This window comes from Rhodospirillales bacterium (genome assembly GCA_023898805.1).
In the GTDB taxonomy this organism is placed as follows: Bacteria; Pseudomonadota; Alphaproteobacteria; order Micavibrionales; family UBA1664; genus UBA6145.
This window is the reverse complement of the sequence record CP060260.1, coordinates 1712589-1730379: the sequence shown is the minus strand read 5'-3', so window position 1 is coordinate 1730379 and position 17791 is coordinate 1712589. Positions and strand designations below refer to the sequence as shown.

At 62.1% G+C, this 17791-nt stretch carries 18 protein-coding genes and 2 tRNA genes; 11 read left to right on the top strand and 9 right to left on the bottom strand.

The features are described from left to right. Positions 1–4 precede the first annotated feature (4 nt). Complete coding sequence (locus H6866_08515; GenBank protein USO07442.1) at positions 5–874, bottom strand: GNAT family N-acetyltransferase; 870 nt, start codon at positions 872–874, stop codon at positions 5–7. Between the two features lie 3 nt (positions 875–877). After that, entirely contained in the window at positions 878–2320 is a 1443-nt protein-coding gene (locus H6866_08510; GenBank protein USO07441.1) for a hypothetical protein, read from the bottom strand. Between the two features lie 268 nt (positions 2321–2588). Between H6866_08510 and H6866_08505 the strand changes: the two genes are divergently transcribed. Further along, a tRNA-Arg gene (locus H6866_08505) sits at positions 2589–2665 on the top strand. A gap of 126 nt (positions 2666–2791) precedes the next feature. Further along, positions 2792–3586, top strand: a complete 795-nt coding sequence (locus H6866_08500) for a methyltransferase domain-containing protein (GenBank protein ID USO07440.1) — start codon at positions 2792–2794, stop codon at positions 3584–3586. 5 nt (positions 3587–3591) lie between these two features. Here H6866_08500 and H6866_08495 read toward each other — a convergent pair whose 3' ends face one another. Continuing rightward, on the bottom strand, positions 3592–3807 hold the full coding sequence (locus H6866_08495; GenBank protein ID USO07439.1) for a hypothetical protein: 216 nt from the start codon (positions 3805–3807) through the stop codon (positions 3592–3594). 113 nt (positions 3808–3920) lie between these two features. On the opposite strand from H6866_08495, the gene H6866_08490 reads away from it, so the two are divergent. The 7 genes from H6866_08490 (at position 3921) to H6866_08460 (ending at position 10242) form a co-directional block, all read left to right on the top strand. Further along, positions 3921–3997, top strand: a tRNA-Ile gene (locus tag H6866_08490). Positions 3998–4222: 225 nt separating this feature from the next. Continuing rightward, positions 4223–5395, top strand: coding sequence for an efflux RND transporter periplasmic adaptor subunit (locus tag H6866_08485; protein ID USO07438.1), 1173 nt, complete (start codon positions 4223–4225; stop codon positions 5393–5395). 11 nt (positions 5396–5406) lie between these two features. After that, a complete protein-coding gene (gene macB, locus H6866_08480) occupies positions 5407–7371 on the top strand; it encodes a MacB family efflux pump subunit (protein ID USO08643.1) in 1965 nt (654 codons plus the stop codon). Between the two features lie 35 nt (positions 7372–7406). Next, a complete protein-coding gene (locus H6866_08475; protein USO08642.1) occupies positions 7407–8741 on the top strand; it encodes an efflux transporter outer membrane subunit in 1335 nt (444 codons plus the stop codon). Next, positions 8738–9208, top strand: a complete 471-nt coding sequence (locus H6866_08470) for a two pore domain potassium channel family protein (protein ID USO07437.1) — start codon at positions 8738–8740, stop codon at positions 9206–9208. Before H6866_08475 ends, H6866_08470 begins: the two co-directional genes overlap by 4 nt. A gap of 109 nt (positions 9209–9317) precedes the next feature. Continuing rightward, positions 9318–9938 carry a 30S ribosomal protein S4 gene (gene rpsD, locus H6866_08465; GenBank protein ID USO07436.1) on the top strand — a complete coding sequence of 207 codons (621 nt, stop codon included), beginning with the start codon at positions 9318–9320 and terminating at the stop codon, positions 9936–9938. Between the two features lie 127 nt (positions 9939–10065). Further along, positions 10066–10242, top strand: coding sequence for a hypothetical protein (locus H6866_08460; protein USO07435.1), 177 nt, complete (start codon positions 10066–10068; stop codon positions 10240–10242). 6 nt (positions 10243–10248) lie between these two features. Here H6866_08460 and H6866_08455 read toward each other — a convergent pair whose 3' ends face one another. Beyond that, positions 10249–11508, bottom strand: a complete 1260-nt coding sequence (locus H6866_08455; protein ID USO07434.1) for a glycosyltransferase — start codon at positions 11506–11508, stop codon at positions 10249–10251. Positions 11509–11585: 77 nt separating this feature from the next. On the opposite strand from H6866_08455, the gene H6866_08450 reads away from it, so the two are divergent. Next, on the top strand, positions 11586–12359 hold the full coding sequence (locus H6866_08450) for an RNA methyltransferase (protein ID USO07433.1): 774 nt from the start codon (positions 11586–11588) through the stop codon (positions 12357–12359). A gap of 31 nt (positions 12360–12390) precedes the next feature. Beyond that, positions 12391–13689, top strand: coding sequence for an impB/mucB/samB family protein (locus H6866_08445; GenBank protein ID USO07432.1), 1299 nt, complete (start codon positions 12391–12393; stop codon positions 13687–13689). Positions 13690–13698: 9 nt separating this feature from the next. Here the strand turns inward: H6866_08445 and aroC are convergent, their stop codons facing one another. From aroC to fabI, 5 genes are read right to left on the bottom strand one after another with little or no spacing between them, the layout of a single operon-like run. Further along, positions 13699–14766, bottom strand: a complete 1068-nt coding sequence (gene aroC, locus H6866_08440) for a chorismate synthase (protein ID USO07431.1) — start codon at positions 14764–14766, stop codon at positions 13699–13701. 18 nt (positions 14767–14784) lie between these two features. Further along, a complete protein-coding gene (locus H6866_08435) occupies positions 14785–15564 on the bottom strand; it encodes an ion transporter (GenBank protein USO07430.1) in 780 nt (259 codons plus the stop codon). Positions 15565–15579: 15 nt separating this feature from the next. Further along, positions 15580–16047, bottom strand: a complete 468-nt coding sequence (locus tag H6866_08430; GenBank protein ID USO07429.1) for a hotdog fold thioesterase — start codon at positions 16045–16047, stop codon at positions 15580–15582. 4 nt (positions 16048–16051) lie between these two features. Then, entirely contained in the window at positions 16052–16774 is a 723-nt protein-coding gene (locus tag H6866_08425) for a dienelactone hydrolase family protein (GenBank protein ID USO07428.1), read from the bottom strand. A 39-nt stretch (positions 16775–16813) separates the two neighbouring features. Then, the gene (fabI, locus tag H6866_08420; GenBank protein USO07427.1) at positions 16814–17677 is read right to left on the bottom strand and encodes an enoyl-ACP reductase FabI; all 864 of its coding nucleotides are present in this window, start codon (positions 17675–17677) and stop codon (positions 16814–16816) included. Positions 17678–17791 lie beyond the last annotated feature (114 nt).

Sequence of the window (17791 nt, the reverse complement as noted above, 5' to 3'; positions counted from 1 at the left end):
CAGTTTATATGATTTCGGAATGCGCGCCGATATTTTCGACGCCGCCACCGAAGCCTTCGACCTTGCGCTGGTAATGGCGGCGATACCGGTCGGAGACAAGTTGCGTCCTGACGATGACGCACACGTCGATGGTGTTGAACTGCCGGTCGATCACCGCGCCGTCGCCCACCATTCCGCCGAGGCGCAGATACCCCTTGATCAGCGGCGGCAGGTCGTGCAGCGCCTCCCTCGGGTTGATGGCGGATTTCTGGACCAGATTCATATCGACATATTGGTCGGGCAGCGCGCGCGGGCAAAAATCGTCCGGCGCGCGGTGATAATGGTGCAGATAGCTGAGCATGGCGGCATGGGCGGCGACATCGGTGCCGTGAAACGAAGCGACCCCGAACAGCACGCCAATATCGTGCCAATGGATATATTCGGCGATACCCTGCCAAAGGAGTTGCAGAACGTTGCGGGTACGGTGATCGGGATGGACGCAGGAGCGCCCGACCTCCACCATTTTCGCGCCGGATCCGGTCAGCGGCGCGATGTCGTACTCGCCACCCGAATAAAACCGTCCGAGTTTCACTGCCACATTGTCGCGGAGCAGACGATAAGTACCGATCACGCGTTCGGGCAGGGTTTCGATGCGGCGGTCGATAACGATCAAATGGTCGGCATGGGGGTCAAAATCGTCGTAATCCAATCCCCGCGCTTCCATGTCGCCGACGGGCTTCGCACCGTATTCGCGGTAAAAGACATTGTAGCGCAGTTTTTGCGCCGCTTCGATCTCGGCCGCGGTGCGGGCAAGACGCACGGCGATCGGCCCCATCGACACCCCCGCCCCGGCGAGGCTGAATTCGTCGGGCTGGCGGGTTGCGGCGTCAGGCATCAATTACCGTATGTAAAGCTGGACTTCGTTGGTCTGGGCGTTGTCGTTGGTCATCGCCGAGAGGTCGATACGCTCGGCCGGCAGACCCATCTGGGTCAGGGTACGCAACACCTTTTCAGCGTTGCGACGCGAACGCGTCGATTCAATCGCCTTGCGCGCCGGGTTGCCGGCACCCGGCGCCACCGCGACCAGTTCAAACCGGGCGTTGGGGTATCTTTCCAACGCCTCGGACACCGATTGATATACCGCCTGCTGGAAATCGACATCAGGGCGGTCAAAGCGAATGACCACAAGCGGGCGCGGACTGGAAAGCGCGGCCTGGGCCTGCGGCGTGGGGCCGCCAAGCGACGCGGGCTGCGCCATGCCAAGCGATGCTGGCTGCGCCGCAAGGCCCCGATTGGCGGCAGCCATGTCGGCGGCGACAGTCGATTGCGCGACTGAGAGGAACGGCCGGTTGGCCAGCGAGCGGCCATACAGGTCGCCGTTGGCGATCGCCAGCGAAAGCGTGCGCAGGTTGGAACGTTCGGACGAAAGATAGGCCGCCGAGCGCGTGATGTCGTCGTTGACGTTGTTGAGCAGGCGCTCGATCAGCACCGAAGTGTTGGAGATCGAGTCTTCAAGCTGGGCCAGACGGGCGTAATCTTCCTCCACCGATCCGGTCAGGCCATAGGCGGCGCGGGCCGATTCCTGCAGATAGCCCGACATCGCGGCGGCGTCGGAAATCTGAAGCGCCAGCGCGTTGAGGTCCGCGACGTTGCCCGAAAGGGTTTCAAGCGCGTCCTGCGCCGCGCTCAGGCGTTCGACAAGGCGCGGGTTGCCCGGCGTCGTGCCCGATTGCAACTGGGTGTTGATGGTCGCGACCGAGGCGTAGTAATTCGCGGCCAGTTCCTGACCGACCTGCTGGATGCCGCCAAGACGGTCGGACAGGTCGGAAACGCGGGACTGGAGTTTGAACATCTCCTCGCGCAGTTCGTTGATCTTTTTCGCGGCCGTGGTGTCGGCGGGGCTGAAATATTCCTTGCCCAGCACGGTGTCGGCGTTGATCGACGGCGCCTCGGTCATCATGTCCTTGTACACGCCATCGCCCGATGTCGATACCAGACCCGCGACATGCGGTTTAAGGCGCGGACCGCGCGATAAGTCGGCAATGCCTGCATCCGTGTTGGCGACGGCGGCATCGGCCCCGGCCAGCGCGGCGGCCGTATCCGCATTGGCGGCGGCGGCATCGGCATTGGTCGCGGCGGCGTCCGCGGAATCAACAGGCAAAACCTGCGACATCGGCTTGTTGGTGACCAGCAGGGTCGGAACATCGGTCGGCGCCCCCGCGACATTCGCGGCAGGAATCGTACCCAGCGTCTTGCCCGCGGCCAGAGCGCCGTTCGCACCCGGAAACGCACAAGCCAGCACCGCCAGCAGCGATACGCCAAGATATGCCTTGGATTTCATTATCCTGGATTTCGTCATCGTTCCCTTCCGCCCGTCCCTCGCCGGGTTCATCATTCCGATCAGGGTCCGAAAGCGTTTTTCGTAACCCTAAAAATTTGAGTCTTCAGATGGCATTATACGGGATGTTGAGTCAAGAACAACAGCCCGTTCCACCAGCGGAAGCGACAACCCCCAGAAAAAACAAAAAGAACTTGAAAGCCCCGTGGGGGTCGGGGTATGGTCCGCCCCGGTTCGGAAGGGGTTGCTTTCATCCTCTTCCAGCTCGCAGGCGCCCGTAGCTCAACTGGATAGAGCATCTGACTACGGATCAGAAGGTTTGAGGTTCGAATCCTCACGGGCGCGCCATTCCTATCGGGAATGGGCCGCCCTTGCATGACGATAGGTTCGAACTTTGTTCGAACCGGCGCGCCAGTATCCTTTTTTCATCCGCTCTCTCTATACAATTCGCCGGATTGCGCTACACCGTGGCTGATGAAGATTTTCAGCGGCCAGGCCAAAGCCACCAAAACCATACCTGACGCGGTATTTGCCGAAGGGGTCGCGCAAATGCTGGCTGACCGGCTGCGCGACGTCACGCGCCGGGATTTCGCCGACGCGCTGTGGGTCGGCGCCGATACGCCGATGGACAAAAACATCGCCCGGCTGGACCGGCGGGATATCGCGTTTGAAGGCGAGAATGAACGGTTCCCGTTCCCCGAAGCCTCTTTGGACTTGATCGTCGTCAACGGCGCGCTGCATACGCTCAACGATCTACCGGGGGCCTTGGTCCAGATGCGCCGGGCGCTGAAACCCGACGGGCTGTTTCTGGCCGCGCTGCCGGGGGGTGAAACCCATCACGCTCTGCGCGAAAGCCTGATGCGGGTGGAGGCAGCGGGCGGCAAGGGCGCCGCCGCGCGGATGCACCCGACCATCGACCTTCAAAGCTGGGCCGCGCTGTTGCAACGGGCGGGGTTCGCCCTGCCGGTCGCGGACACTGAAGCAAAAACGATTTTTTACAAAGATTTCAAAAGAATGTTGCGTGACATTAAAAATTCAGGCGAAGGGTTGCGGCTGGCACAAAGCCCCCCCTATCCCGGACATGATTTCTGGGACGCGGTCGCGGCGGATTACCAGGAACGACACCAGACCCCCGACGGCTTGTTGCCCGCGCGAATCGAGATTCTGTTCGGCATCGGCTGGGGCCCCGCCGAAAGCCAGCAAAAGCCGCAACGCCCCGGCACCGCCCAACAACGTCTGGCCGATGCGCTGCAGGCACGGGGCCATTGACCATGTTACCGCGCCGCAGCGCCGCCAGCGGCGGGGCTGATGCGGCTGAGTTCCAGCGCGCGATCCGCAAGCCGGTCGGCCTCGACTCTGATGTCGTCAAGACGCGCCACACGTTCGCGCTCGCCATGCAAATCCATGATCGCCGATACCGCCAGATAGCCCGCAAGCATGACCGCGCAGGCATAAACCACCGCCGCCAGACGAAAATACCCGTTCATCATCGTGCCTCCCGTTATTGCTTTATTATTATGGAAATGCAAAATGCGTGCCAAAGCCTGTGGCCTTCACGTCATGAATTGGTTAGGGTGCGTCGCGCGCCTTCCCGCCTTGCGTCGGGCCTGTAGCTCAGTTGGTTAGAGCGGACCGCTCATAACGGTTTGGTCGCAGGTTCAAGTCCTGCCGGGCCCACCATTTATCAAGCATATCGCCGGTTTTACGCCCGGCAGGTCTTGGACCTGCAAAACCTATAAGCTGTTCGCGCGATGCCGCGCGAACGGGGTTCAAGTCCTGCCGGGCCCACCATTTATCAAGCATATCGCCGGTTCAGCGGTTAAATGTCACCAGCGGGACAAGACATCACCATATTTCGCGGCTACCATTACCGACAAACTGGAACACAAAAAAACAGGAGCGATCATGACGCGCAAGAGCGTTTCCCGGCTGGCCGTCGCGATTCTGGCGGTTGTGGCGATGGCCGCCGGCTATATGGCGATGGCCTATAAAAAATCGGAACGCGCGGATACTTACAATACCGCGGCCATCGCGCGCGGCAGCATCGAATCGATCGTCACCGCGCAGGGCAAGCTGGAACCCAAGAATTACGTCGATGTCGGCGCCGAGGTGTCGGGCCAGATCAAAAAATTGTATGTCGATTACGGAACCGTGGTCAAAGCGGGCGACCTTCTGGCCGAGATCGACCCGACCACGTTCGAGGCGACGGTCAAGGGCGACGAAGCGCGGATCAAGCAGCTGGAGGCCCAGATCCGGCAACAGGACGCAAGCGTCGCTCAGGCCAAGCAAAAGGCCCAGCGATACAAGGATTTGTACAACAACAAGGCCGCGGCGCTGGAAACGTATCAGGACGCGCAGACAGCGCTGAAGGTCGCGCGGGACCAATCGCTGTCGCTGGAAGCGCAACTGGAGGAAGCGCAATCGACGCTGGACGGCGATCAGGCCGACCTTGAGCGCACGCGCATCTTTTCACCCATCGACGGCACGGTCGTGTCGCTGTCGGTCAAAGAGGGCCAGACCATCAACGCCAACCAGACCGCGCCAGTGATCGGAGAGGTCGCCAAGCTGGACGTCATGACCGTGCGCGCGCAGGTGGCAGAAGCCGACATCACCAAACTTTCGACCGGGATGCCGGTTTATTTCACCACGCTGGGCAATCAGGACCGCAAATGGCACGGAACGGTGCGGCAGATCCTGCCCTCGCCCGAAACGGTCAACGACGTGGTTTTGTACGACGTGCTTTCGGACGTCGACAACACGGACGGGCAATTGATGACCGGCATGACGACGCAGACCTTTTTCGTGCTGGGGTCCGCCAAGGACGTGCCGACCATTCCCGCCGCCGCGTTGCTTGAGCGCAAGCCGGACGCCGACACCAAGGACGGCAGGGCGTACGAGGTCAAAGTGCTGGAAGGCGGCAAGCCCGTCCCGCGTACCATCATCGTCGGACTGAACGATCGGAGCACGGCGCAGGTCGTTTCCGGCCTGAAGGAAGGCGACCGGATCGTCCTGCCGTCCACGGTCGCCCCATCAGGCAGCGGTACCGGCGGCGGGCCGGGCCGGATGCCGCGCCTGTAGATCTTATAAATATAGCGCCGAAAGGACTTTCCTTGGCCGAGACTTTACCCCCCCTTCTTGATCTTGCGCATGTCAGCCGCCATTACCGCGCGGGCGACACGGTGGTCAGGGCGCTGGACGACGTCACCTTGCGCGTCTATCCGGGCGAATTCGTCGCGATCATGGGTCAGTCCGGTTCGGGCAAATCGACGCTGATGAACATCATCGGCTGCCTGGACCGGGCAACGGCGGGCGATTACCGCGTGCGGGGGCACGACGTTTCGCAACTTTCGGGGGACGACCTGGCGGCCCTGCGGCGCGAAACATTCGGATTTATCTTTCAACGCTACAACCTGCTGGCGACGTCAAGCGCGCAAGAAAACGTCGAAATCCCCGCAGTCTATGCCGGGATGACGCGCGCGAAGCGGGCCGAGCGCGCAAAATCGCTTCTGACCACGCTTGGCCTTGACGACCGCACCGGGCACCGACCCGGCGCGCTGTCGGGCGGGCAACAGCAGCGCGTGGCGATCGCGCGCGCGTTGATGAACGACCCACCGCTGATTCTGGCGGACGAGCCGACCGGCGCGCTTGATTCACGTTCCGGGCAGGAAGTCATCGCGCTTTTGAAAGACCTCAACGCGCAGGGGCGGACCGTCGTACTGATCACGCACGACGAACAGGTGGCGGCCCATGCGCGGCGCATCGTGCGCATCGCCGACGGCAAAATCGTCGAAGACAGCGGCGCGCAGGAATCCACCGTCCCTGCCCCCGTTCCGGACGAAGCGCCCGTCGCGCATGGCGGGCGGCTGATCACCGATGCGGGCGAGGCGATGTTCACCGCGATACGCGCGCTTCGGGTCAATCTGTTCCGCACGGCGCTTACGCTTTTGGGCATCGTCATCGGCGTCGCGGCGGTCATCACCATGCTGGCGGTCGGCAACGGGTCGAAGCAAAGCGTTCTGGACCAGATATCGTCGCTGGGAACCAATCTTCTTTCGATTCGGCCCGGCGCGCCGGGGGTGCGACCTTCGGGCGACGTCGCCACATTGACCGTGGACGACACGCGGGCCATCGCGAATTTGGCCAACGTCGTCAGCGTCCTGCCCGAACGGACGGGCGGAAAGACCGTGCGTTTCGGCGACACGGATTACGCCACGCAAATTCAGGGCACGGGATACGCGTTTCCCGCAGCGCGCGACTGGCCGCTGGCGCAGGGCACGTTTTTCACGCAGGACGACCAGAACGGCTATGCCGCCGTCGCGGTGCTGGGCAAGACCGTCGCCGACATCCTGTTCCCACTGAACGACGGGGTCGGGAAATACGTCCTGATCGGCAACATTCCGTTCGAGGTGATCGGCGTGATGACGCCCAAGGGCGCGGCGCCATGGGGGCAGGATCAGGATAATGTCGCGATGGTGCCGATCACCACCGCCCTGACCCGCCTGTTCGGGCAGAACTACCTTAGCAACGTCACCGTCAAGGTCGCCGACACCAAGACCATCACGCAGACCGAGGACGCGATCACCGCGCTTTTGAAAGGCCGCCACCACATCGAGGATTTTCAGGTGCGCAACACAGCGTCCTTCCTGCAGATGGCGACGCAGACGCAGAACACGCTGACCATCCTTTTGGGCGCGGTCGCGGCGATTTCGCTTTTGGTCGGCGGGATCGGCGTGATGAACATCATGCTGGTGTCGGTGACCGAGCGCACGCGCGAGATCGGCATCCGCATGGCGACCGGCGCGCGGATGCGCGACATCATGATCCAGTTCAACACCGAGGCCGCAGTGGTGTGCACCATCGGCGGGGTGCTGGGCGTGGCGTTGGGCCTTGGCGCGGGGTGGGTGCTTTCGATGTTCGGGGTCAACATCCTGTTCACCCTCCCGCCCGTTGTCATCGCGTTCACCTGCGCGGTCGCCACCGGCCTTGTTTTCGGTTACCTGCCGGCGGCCAAGGCCGCGCGGCTTGATCCCGTTATCGCTTTAAGCACGGAGTAACAAACATGCGTCCCAACATCCCCCTTCTGGCCTTGATGCTGGCCACCACCTTTCTGAGCGCGTGCGCGGCCACACCCGCCTTCAAGCGCCCGGACGTGGCCGCGCCCGCCGCGTTCACCGGCACGCAGGGCCAGACGCCGACGGCCATCAACGCCGCGTGGTGGCAAAATTTCGGCAGCGACGAGCTGGATCAGCTGATGACCGAGGCGCTGGCGCAGAACACCGATATCCGCGCGGGCGTCCACCGCGTCGAACAGGCGCGGGCCGACCTTAAAATCGCCGGGGCGAATCTTTTGCCCAGCATCGGGGCCAGCGCGGGCGCGGGGCGCAACTTCCAGAACAATCCATCGGCGCAATCGACCAATCTTTCGCTTGGAGCCAATATTTCATACGAACTCGACCTGTTCGGCGGGAACAAAGCGGGAGTCAGCGCCGCGCGGGCCAACCTCGCGCAGACGCAGTACGGCGAGGACGCGCTGAAACTGGTGGTCATGGGCGACGTGGCCAAAGGGTATTTCACCTTCGTCAATCTGCGCGAACGGCTGGCCATCGCCGACGACAACCTGAAGAACGCGCGCGAGGTCATGCGCATCGTGCAGGCCCGGTACGACGCCGGCGCGGTATCGGCGCTGGACGTGGCCGAACAGAAAACCGTCGTGTCCTCGCGCGAGGCGTCGCGCGCCGCGCTGCAAAGCCAGTTGACGCAGGCGGGCGACGCGCTGGCCGTGCTTTTGGGCCGCGCGCCGCAAGATCTGAGCGTTCGGGGTTCGGTATTGCGCGATATCGACGTGCCGAAAATCGCTGCGGGGCAGCCTTCGTCGCTGCTTGAACGGCGGCCCGACATTCAGGCGGCGGAAGCCGGGCTGGTGGCCGCCAACGCCAATATCGGCGTCGCGCGCGCGGCGCTGTTCCCGCAGGTCACACTGGGCACCAACTGGTCGCTGGCCGCCGCCGGGTTCACCAATCCCGCCACCACCGCGCTGGCGCTGGCCGCGTCGCTGTCGGCCCCGATATTCGAGGGCGGGCGGCTTGAAGGCGGAGTCGAAAAAGCGAGCGCGAAACAGGCCGAGTTGGCGGAAGACTATCGCAAGACGGTGTTGACCGCGTTTCAGGAGGTGGAAGACGCCATCGCCGCCCTGCGCGCCGCGCATGAACGCGAAGTCGCGCTGGGTGCCGCCGTCACCGATGCGCAGCGCGCCTATGGCCTGTCGCGCGACCAGTACAATGCGGGCGCCATCGACTTTCAGCAGATGCTTTCGACACAGGATACGTTGCTTTCGACGCAGGACAGCCATGCACAGACGCGACTTGAATCCCTGTCGGCAGCGATCGATCTGTACAAGGCACTGGGTGGCGGATGGAATCCATGATCGTCATATGGGTGCTGAGCATCGCGCTGGTCGTCGGCGTGGTGATGCTGCACTTTGAAGGGTTGACCCTGATCAACCGCTTTGCCCTTTCACGGGCGGCGGTGGAACGGATGCACCTGATGCTGGTGATCGTGTCCCTTTTGCTTCTGCACGTTCTTGAAATCTGCGTCTTCGCCTTCGGCATCTATATCGCGCACCATCTGTTCCATCTTGGGAATTTCGCGGGCGAACGGGAATTCGTGGCCAGCGATTATTTTCACTTTTCGGCCGAAACCTTCACCACCGTGGGGTACGGAGATCTTTACCCCATCGGCAGCTTGCGGGTGCTGGCGTCAATGGAAAGCCTGACCGGCGTGTTGTTGATCGCGTGGTCGGGCGCTTTTTCTTATTTCACCGTGCAGCGCCTGTGGGATGCCGCCGCCCATGAAAAAGCCATGCGGCCGGCGCGGCGGGCACGCAAAGATTGACTTTATGCGGGAAATCCTTATAAAAGCGCCATTCCGGTGAAAGTGGAACGCTGTTCCCGCCCATTGACTTGGGACTAGCCGGACAACAAAAGAGAAAAGGAAAACGACGATGAGCGACAAGCGTCCTCAATCCAAACACAAACTTGACCGCCGCCTGGGGCTGAACCTGTGGGGCCGTCCGAAATCCCCCGTCAACAAGCGCGAATACGGCCCCGGCCAGCACGGTCCGAACAAAAACCGCAAGCTGTCCGATTACGGCAAGCAGCTGATGGCGAAACAAAAACTCAAAGGCTATTACGGCAACATCGGCGAACGCGCCTTCCGCCGTTACTATCAGGAAGCCATGCGCCTGCGCGGCGACAACTCGGAAAACCTGGTCGGGCTTTTGGAATCGCGTCTTGATTCCGTCGTCTACCGCATGAAATTCGCTGCCACGCCGTTCGCCGCGCGCCAATATATCAGCCACGGCCACATTCAGGTCAACGGCAAGCGCGTGACCATTTCGTCGTACAAGGTGTCGGAAGGCGATGAAATCTCGCTGGCCACCAAGGCGCAGAACATGGCTCAGATCCATATTTCCATGGAATCGGCCGAACGCGACGTACCGGAATATGTCGAAGTCGACGCGAAGGCCAAAAAGGGCAAATTCATCCGCGTTCCCAAAAAGGACGAGATCCCCTATCCCGTCCAGATGGAGCCCAATCTGGTCATCGAATTCTATTCGCGCTGATTTCGCGCGATACACCAAAAAAACCCGGCCTTCGCGCCGGGTTTTTTATTTTTCACAAGGATGGGAACTTTTCGGGGACAATGTGCATTTGCATGAGGAATCCAATCAACGACAGTAAGCGTTTACGATGCCCTATCTCGCCCCAAATCAAGGCCCGGATTTCGGATCCGGGATCATTACCGGCATTCTGGTCGCTGCGGCTTTCGCCATCGGCTCGTACGCCTATGTGCAGTACGAGCACGATGCCTATGAATTCATGCCCCAGCCCACGCCCATCGGCGCCACCGACATTTCCGCGAAATAAAGCGGTTCAGGCCGCCGTCTTCGTGCCCTGCGATTCCAGAAAACCGGCATAGGCCGCATAGATTTTTTCAGCATCGAAATGCCTTGAATAAGCCGCGCGCGCCCCGGCGCGCAGCGCCGCCAGATCGACCGTTCCGTCCGCCAGCGCCGCGAGGATTTGTGCGCAGGATTCCACATCGCCCTCGCGATAGACGATGCCGCAGTTTTCCGTTTCTATCAGGCGTCCGACCTCGCCGCCCAGCGGGGTTATGACCGGCAGGCCTGCGCCGGTGTATTCGCCGATCTTGTTGGGAAAGCTCATCAAAAAATCGGGCGTGTTGCGATAGGGCAGCAGCCCCGCCGCCGCACGCGCCAGCAGGGCCGCGATCTCGGCCCGGTTGCGCCAGCCTGCGAACAGGATTTCCGGCATGTCGGCGGCGCGGAATTTGAGTGCGTCCTCCACCTCGCCCCTGCCGCAAAACACCATGCGCAGGCGCGCGCGCTTTTCTGGCGGCAGGCGCCGAAAAGCGTCGATCAGGGTGGTAAAATCGTGACGCGGGCTGATCATGCCCGCGAAAGCAAGGTTGACGGTATCGGCGGCAATCCCGCGCGCGTCCCAATACGCCGCTGAGGCATTCAGGCTTTCGGCATCGACGGGTTGCGGGTCGGCGGCCAGATGGAACACCCGGTCGTTCGGCCCATGCGCGCGGCCAGTTTTTTTCAAACCCCAGTCGAGATAGGGCCCGGCAAAGCCGACAAGGCCGCTGGCCGCGCGCATGGATTTGCGCGCGCTTTTATACCACGGCGCCATCAGCAGCCGAGCCAGCCAGCGCAAGGGTTTTGGCGCGACCTCGGCAATCATGTCGGGCCACAGATCGCGCAGGTCGAGGATGAAGGGGATGTCGCGCGCGCGCGCATATTCAGCCACCGCAGCGGCCAGTTCGATGGTGGGATAGGAACAGGCGATGACATCGGGCGCGGGCAGTTTGGGCGCGATTTCGGCAAAGGCCCGCGCGCCGTCGATATGGTTCGCGATGCGCGGCAGGCTGACATGCCCGGCATAAGGCCGGCCGTGCAGGAAGATCAGCGTCGTGCCGTCGGCATCGGTCTGGATCGTCGTCTGGTTGAAGCGTTCGGTCTTGGTCGCGTGGTCGAACGTGCCGTTAAACCATGTGACGTCGTGCCCGCGCGCGCGCAGGCAGCGGGTCAGAAGCCCGGTGCGCAGCAGGCGCGTATCGGAGCCGTCCACCGGGCTGGGTTCGCCGACGACAATGGTCCATATCTTCATGGCCCGCATCCTTCCAGAGCCGGGCCGCTTCGTCAAACCTGTTGCAAAACCGGGCGCAGCGCGGTTTGTTAGCGTCCATGACCGATCAGCCCCCCGCCCCTATGCCGCCTGCCCCTACGCCACCCGCTATCGTGCTGGTCAATCCGCAGCTTGGCGAAAATATCGGCATGTGCGCCCGCGCGATGTTCAATTGCGGACTTGCCGATCTGCGCATCGTCAACCCGCGCGACGGGTGGCCGTCCGAAAAGGCCGTGGCCGCGTCGTCGGGCGCGCTGGAAAAGGGCGTCGTCGCGCGCGTCTATGCCGATACGGCGGCGGCGGTCGCGGATTGCACCTATATTCTGGCCACCACTGCGCGGCCGCGCGACATGGTGAAGGAGGTGCTGACCCCGCGCGCCGCGGGCGCCGCGTTGCGCGCCGCGGGCGGACAATGCGCCGTTTTGTTCGGGGCGGAGCGTACCGGACTTGTCAACGAGGACGTGGCGCTGGCGAATGCGGTCGTTACCATTCCGCTTAATCCCGCGTTTACGTCGCTAAACATCGCGCAGGCGGTTTTGCTGGTGGCTTACGAGTGGTTCACGGCGGGCGATTCAACCGCGCCCGCGCAGCTTTTATGTGGGGATTCCGACATCGCGCCCGCCGCCGAGATCGCGACGCTGGTCGCGCGGCTGGAGGGCGAGATGGAAGCGGGCGGATTTTTCCGGTCGGCGGAATTGCGGCCGACGCTGGTGCGCAACCTGCAGGCCCTGTTCGCGCGCACGCGCATGACCAGCCAAGAAGCCAGCACGTTTCACGGCATCATTTCGGCGCTGATCGGATTGCGCACGGGGCCGCGGCAAAGCGGGGCTTGACTTTGTTCTTGTTTTGTTCTTTTGATGGGGCATGTTCTCCCCGCCTCCCGATACCGGCGTTTCGTGGCTGTTGCTTGACCTCAACAGCTATTTCGCGAGCGTCGAGCAGCAACTGAACCCTGCCCTGCGCGGGCGGCCCGTCGTCGTGGCACCGACGATGACCGATTACACCTGCGCCATCGCCGCGTCGTACGAGGCCAAGGCGATGGGCATCAAAACCGGCACCCAGATCGCCGAGGCCAGACGTCTGTGCCCTGATCTGGCCTGCGTGCCGGCGCGGCACGACGTGTATGTGGAATTTCACCACAAGGTGGTGAACGAAATGGCGCGGCACACACCGATCGACAAAATCTGGTCGATCGACGAGATGAATTCGCGCCTGACCCCGCGCCACCGCACACGCGCCGCCGTCACCGCGCTTGCGATGCGCATCAAGGCGGGGTTGCGCGAGAATGTCGGGGTGTGCATCCGCGCCTCGATCGGCGTTGCCACCAACGCCTTTCTGGCCAAGACCGCGAGCGACATGCAAAAGCCGGACGGGCTGGTGATTCTGGAAGGGCGCGACCTGCCCGCGCGATTGCTGCCGCTTGGGATCGGTGATCTGTGCGGTATCGGACCCAACATGCGCGCGCGGCTCAACCGCGCGGGAATCTGGACCATGGCCGACCTGTGGGCCAGCGCGCCGCGGCAGTTGCGCGGCATCTGGGGCAGTGTGGAGGGGGAGAAATTCTGGTACCGGCTGCACGGATACGACGTGCCGGATTTACCGGAAGGGCCGAAGCGCGTGATCGGACACAGCCGTGTCCTCGACCCGGATTCCCGCAGACCCGACATCGCCATGGCGGTGTGCCGCCGCCTGAGCGTCAAGGCGTGCCAGCGCCTGCGCCGCCACGGGCTTTACGCCACACATTTCGCCCTTTCGGCGCGACTGGCCGACGGGCGGCGCTGGAGCGGAGAGGCGCGGCTGGCGCCGGCCTGCGACACGCTGGTTTTCGTCCGGCTGACCCATGCGTTGTGGGCACAGATGATCGCGGCGCTGCGTCCCGATATGACGACAGGCGCGGTCAAGAAAGTTTCGATCTCGCTTTCCGGTTTGCAGACGGGCGCGGAAACCACGGGCGATCTGTTCGCCGCCGCCTCGCCGCAAGCACCGCACAGGCGGGTGGCGCAATTGCGCGCGAACGCGTTGTCGGCGGCGATGGACAAGATCGCGCGCGCCTATGGCCCCCATGCCGTGCATTTCGGCATCCAGCCGCATACGCAAGCCGGTTACGTGGGCACAAAGATCGCGTTTTCGCGCGTGCCCGACCTTGCGGAGTTCATGGAGTAGGCAGCACGATTATCCGCACTGGGCCTTGTGGCGCAGGAAATGGTCGGCCAGAACACAGGCCATCATTGCCTCGCCCACCGGCACGGCGCGAATACCCACGCAAGGGTCGTGGCGGCCCTTGGTGACGATGTCTGTTTCCTGCCCGTCTTTCGTGATGGTGTGTTTGGGCGTAAGGATGGAACTTGTCGGTTTGACGGCAAAGCGCAGCACGACATCCTGCCCGGTCGAGATACCGCCCAGAATACCGCCCGCGTGGTTGGACATGAATTCGGGTTTGCCGTCCTTCATGCGGATGTCGTCGCCGTTTTTTTCGCCGCCCCATTCCACGCAATCGAACCCCGCGCCGATTTCGACGCCCTTGACCGCGTTGATGGACATCATGGCCTTTGCCAGATCGGCGTCCAGCTTGTCATACACGGGCGCGCCCCAGCCTGCGGGCACACCGGACGCCACGATTTCGACCACCGCGCCGATGGACGAACCGTTCTTGCGCACGGTATCAAGGTATTCGGCCCAGAGGCTTGCGGCCGCCGCATCCGGCGAAAAGAAGTCGTTGTTATCGACCTGCGACCAGTCCCAGTTATCGCGGTTGATTTTATGCGGGCCAATTTGCACGACCGCGCCGCGTATTTGTACGCCAGAAAGTATCTTTCTGGCGATGGCACCAGCGGCCACGCGGCACGCGGTTTCACGCGCGGAGCTGCGGCCCCCGCCTCTATAATCGCGGATGCCGTATTTGGCCTGATAGGTGTAATCGGCATGGCCGGGGCGGAATTTTTCGGCAATGTCGCCGTAGTCCTTCGACTTCGCATCCACGTTTTCGATGACGAGGCTGATGGGCGTGCCCGTCGTTTGCCCCTCAAACGTGCCGGAAAGGATTTTGACCGCGTCCGGTTCCTGCCGCTGTGTCGTATGGCGGGAGAGGCCGGGGCGGCGTTTATCGAGCCACGGCTGGATATCGGCCTCGGTCAGCGCCAGACGCGGCGGCACGCCATCCACCACCACGCCGATGGCGGGGCCGTGGCTTTCGCCCCATGTCTGATACTGGAAAAGTGTGCCGAACCGATTGCCGCTCATACCGCCATCCTTGATCTTTTACGTGTCGCCGGCGGTCGGAATGTTCAAAACCGCGCCGCAATGTTTGCAGTGCACCGCATCGCTTTCATGCAGGAACAGCCCGCATTCCTTGCAAACATAGCGGATTTTCTGCGGGCGAAACAGGGTCTGGACCAGACGCAAAAACAGCGAGACGCCAAAGATCATGATAATGATCGACAAAAGGCGGCCGGAAAGGCCGTGCAGCGTTACGTCGCCGAAGCCCGTGGTGGTCAGCGCAGCAATGGTGAAATACAGCGCGTCGAGAAAGTTTTTAACGTCGGGGTTTTTCCCGACTTCGGAAACAAAGACCATTTCGGTCATGATGAAGATAAAGACGAACAGGTTGGTGGCGCTGATGATCACGTCCTCGTTGCGGCGGAAATAATCGAAATCCTGCCGCAGCTTGTTCTGCAAGCGGTAGGAGCGCAACAGCCGCAGAATGCGCAACCCGCGCAGGAACGCAAAACTTTCGCCCAGAAGCGGCACCAGAAAGGACAGCAACGCGACGAAATCGGCCAAATTGAGCGGATGGATCAAAAAAGAGAGTTTTTTGGGCGCGATCCACAGCCGTGCGCCATAATCGAACAGCAGATAAAGACCGAAGACGACATCCAGAATTTCCGCTGTTTTCGTGCCGTAAAAATAGGTCGACACGACCAGAAACAGAATGGTCAGGATATCCAGACCCAGAAGGATATAGCGAAAGCGGTGGGCGGCCTGCGTGTCGCCCTCGTACAGAAGCTTGATGGATTTCTTGACCCTTTGAACGCCACTCATTGCCGTATGCCGCCCTTACCGCTGACCGATCGTAATTTTTTCTTTTTGCGCCGACAGGGTGCCGTGATCGATGATGGCGACGGTCAGGCGGCTGATGGCCACGCGCTTGCCCGTCGCCTCCTCGGTCATATCGGTCTGCCAGACCTGCGTGCGTTTGCCGATATGCAGCGGCGTCGTGGTGCCGACGACATGGCCGGATGTCACCGCGCGGATGTGGTTGGCGTTGATTTCGATACCCACCGCGCGAAAATGTTCCGGGTCTATCGTCATCCACGCGGCGACGGAACCCAGACTTTCCGCCAGCACGCAAGACGCGCCGCCGTGGAAAATACCGAAAGGCTGGGTCGTGCGGTGATCGACCGGCAGACGCCCGCGCAGGAAATCCGGACCGAGTTCAAGAAACTCGAATCCCAGATGCTCGGTCATGTTGGTGTTGCGCACCGCGCGCAGGTCATCAAGCGTGTAGGGTTTGAACCAGATCATGTGATTATGGCGTGCCAAGCGTTTCGCGGAAGAAGTCGATCATCGCCCGCCATGAGCGTTTGTCGGCCTTTTCGTTATAGGCCGCGCCGGTGGACGGATCGTCGCCCGCGCCCTTTTGCGTGAAGGCGTGGACGGCGTATGCGTATTCGGTGAAGGACCAGTCGGCGCCGGCCGCGTTCATTTCCTGTTTGAAGGCCTCGATCTCCGCCCGCGATTCCAGCGGGTCGTCGGCACCGTGCTGGATGTTGATCGCGGCTTTGATCGTGCCCGGTTTTTTCACCGGCTGCGGCGTCGTCAGAAGGCCGTGAAAGCTGACCACGGCCTTGAGTTCGGGCAGGCCCGTGCGCGCCAATTCAAGCGCCATGGTGCCGCCGAAGCAAAAACCGATCGCACCCAGCCGCGTCAGATCCATGCCGGACAGACCGCGGATGCAGCCCAGCGCGCCATCGAAGCGGCGGCGCGCCAGTTTCAGGTCGTTCTTGTAGATGCCACTTGTTTTTGCCGCCACGGCGACATTTTCCGGACGGACTCCCTTGCCGAACATATCGATGGCGAAGGCGTTATAGCCTTCCTGCGCCAGACGTTCGGCGCGTTCCTTTTCATGATCCGTGATCCCCATCCACTGGTGGAACACCAGCACCATCGGCGCGTCCGGATTTCCGGCGTGGGCGAGATAGCCTTCCAGCAGCGTTTCGCCGTCTTTATAGAGCACCGATTCACCAGCCATGGCAGTTTCCCTCCCGGCTTGTTGGAAAAAGCGTATATCCTACGCCGCGTCCTTGGAGGACGAGGCAGAAACACCCGCCATCTGCTGAAGCAGTTCGGCCGTCGCGCCTGCGGCTTCGGGCTGGACCATGCCCACCGTGTGATAGCCGGAATCGACGTGCAGAACCTCGCCAGTCACGCCGGAGCCGAGATCGGAAAGCAGATACAGGCCGGATTTGCCCACGTCCTCGATCGATACGTTGCGTTTTAAGGGCGCGTTCAGCTCGTTCCATTTCAGGATGAAGCGGAAATCGCCGATGCCGCTGGCCGCCAGCGTCTTGATCGGCCCCGCCGAAATCGCGTTGACGCGGATGCCACGCGCGCCCAGATCGGTCGCCAGATAGCGCACCGACGCCTCAAGCCCCGCCTTGGCGACACCCATGACATTGTAATGCGGCATCACGCGCTCTGCGCCGTAATAGGTCAGGGTGAGAAGGCTTCCCCCCTCGCCCATCAGTTTCGCGGCGCGCTGGGCCACCGCCGTGAAGGAGTAGATGGAGATATCCATCGTGCGCTTGAAATTCTCGCGCGTCGTATCGAGGTACAGGCCGTCGAGTTCCTTTTTGTCGGAGAACGCAATGGCGTGGACGACGAAATCGACCCGGCCCCACGCCTTTTCAACGGCGGCGAAAGCGGCGTCCAGGCTGGCATCGTCGGTCACGTCGCAGGGCACCACCACGCTGGCGTTCACGCTTTCGGCCAGCGGGCGCACGCGTTTTTCCAACGCCTCACCCTGAAACGTAAAGGCCAGTTCCGCACCCTCGGCCGCGCAGGCGCTGGCGATACCCCAGGCAATCGAGCGGTCGTTGGCGACACCCATGATCAGGCCTTTTTTGCCGGCCATCAGGCCCTTGCGTTCGGTCATTTCGTACCCTTCTTGCTATAAACAGGATTTTCTAGACCCGATCCCGGCAAAAGGAAAGGCCCATGGGGTGCCCCGCACACAGGTAAATCGCCTAAAAAAGGCCGGATGCGGAAG

What these genes read in the sequence shown, in the direction of transcription:
- H6866_08485 (USO07438.1), top strand. Translation starts at nt 4,223, where the DNA reads ATGACGCGCAAGAGCGTTTCCCGGCTGGCCGTCGCGATTCTGGCGGTT.
- H6866_08425 (USO07428.1), bottom strand. Translation starts at nt 16,774, where the DNA reads ATGGCTGGTGAATCGGTGCTCTATAAAGACGGCGAAACGCTGCTGGAA.
- H6866_08455 (USO07434.1), bottom strand. Translation starts at nt 11,508, where the DNA reads ATGAAGATATGGACCATTGTCGTCGGCGAACCCAGCCCGGTGGACGGC.
- H6866_08475 (USO08642.1), top strand. Translation starts at nt 7,407, where the DNA reads ATGCTGGCCACCACCTTTCTGAGCGCGTGCGCGGCCACACCCGCCTTC.
- rpsD (USO07436.1), top strand. Translation starts at nt 9,318, where the DNA reads ATGAGCGACAAGCGTCCTCAATCCAAACACAAACTTGACCGCCGCCTG.
- H6866_08450 (USO07433.1), top strand. Translation starts at nt 11,586, where the DNA reads ATGACCGATCAGCCCCCCGCCCCTATGCCGCCTGCCCCTACGCCACCC.
- H6866_08500 (USO07440.1), top strand. Translation starts at nt 2,792, where the DNA reads ATGAAGATTTTCAGCGGCCAGGCCAAAGCCACCAAAACCATACCTGAC.
- H6866_08435 (USO07430.1), bottom strand. Translation starts at nt 15,564, where the DNA reads ATGAGTGGCGTTCAAAGGGTCAAGAAATCCATCAAGCTTCTGTACGAG.
- H6866_08460 (USO07435.1), top strand. Translation starts at nt 10,066, where the DNA reads ATGCCCTATCTCGCCCCAAATCAAGGCCCGGATTTCGGATCCGGGATC.
- H6866_08495 (USO07439.1), bottom strand. Translation starts at nt 3,807, where the DNA reads ATGATGAACGGGTATTTTCGTCTGGCGGCGGTGGTTTATGCCTGCGCG.
- fabI (USO07427.1), bottom strand. Translation starts at nt 17,677, where the DNA reads ATGACCGAACGCAAGGGCCTGATGGCCGGCAAAAAAGGCCTGATCATG.
- H6866_08470 (USO07437.1), top strand. Translation starts at nt 8,738, where the DNA reads ATGATCGTCATATGGGTGCTGAGCATCGCGCTGGTCGTCGGCGTGGTG.
- H6866_08445 (USO07432.1), top strand. Translation starts at nt 12,391, where the DNA reads ATGTTCTCCCCGCCTCCCGATACCGGCGTTTCGTGGCTGTTGCTTGAC.
- H6866_08430 (USO07429.1), bottom strand. Translation starts at nt 16,047, where the DNA reads ATGATCTGGTTCAAACCCTACACGCTTGATGACCTGCGCGCGGTGCGC.
- H6866_08510 (USO07441.1), bottom strand. Translation starts at nt 2,320, where the DNA reads ATGAAATCCAAGGCATATCTTGGCGTATCGCTGCTGGCGGTGCTGGCT.
- aroC (USO07431.1), bottom strand. Translation starts at nt 14,766, where the DNA reads ATGAGCGGCAATCGGTTCGGCACACTTTTCCAGTATCAGACATGGGGC.
- H6866_08515 (USO07442.1), bottom strand. Translation starts at nt 874, where the DNA reads ATGCCTGACGCCGCAACCCGCCAGCCCGACGAATTCAGCCTCGCCGGG.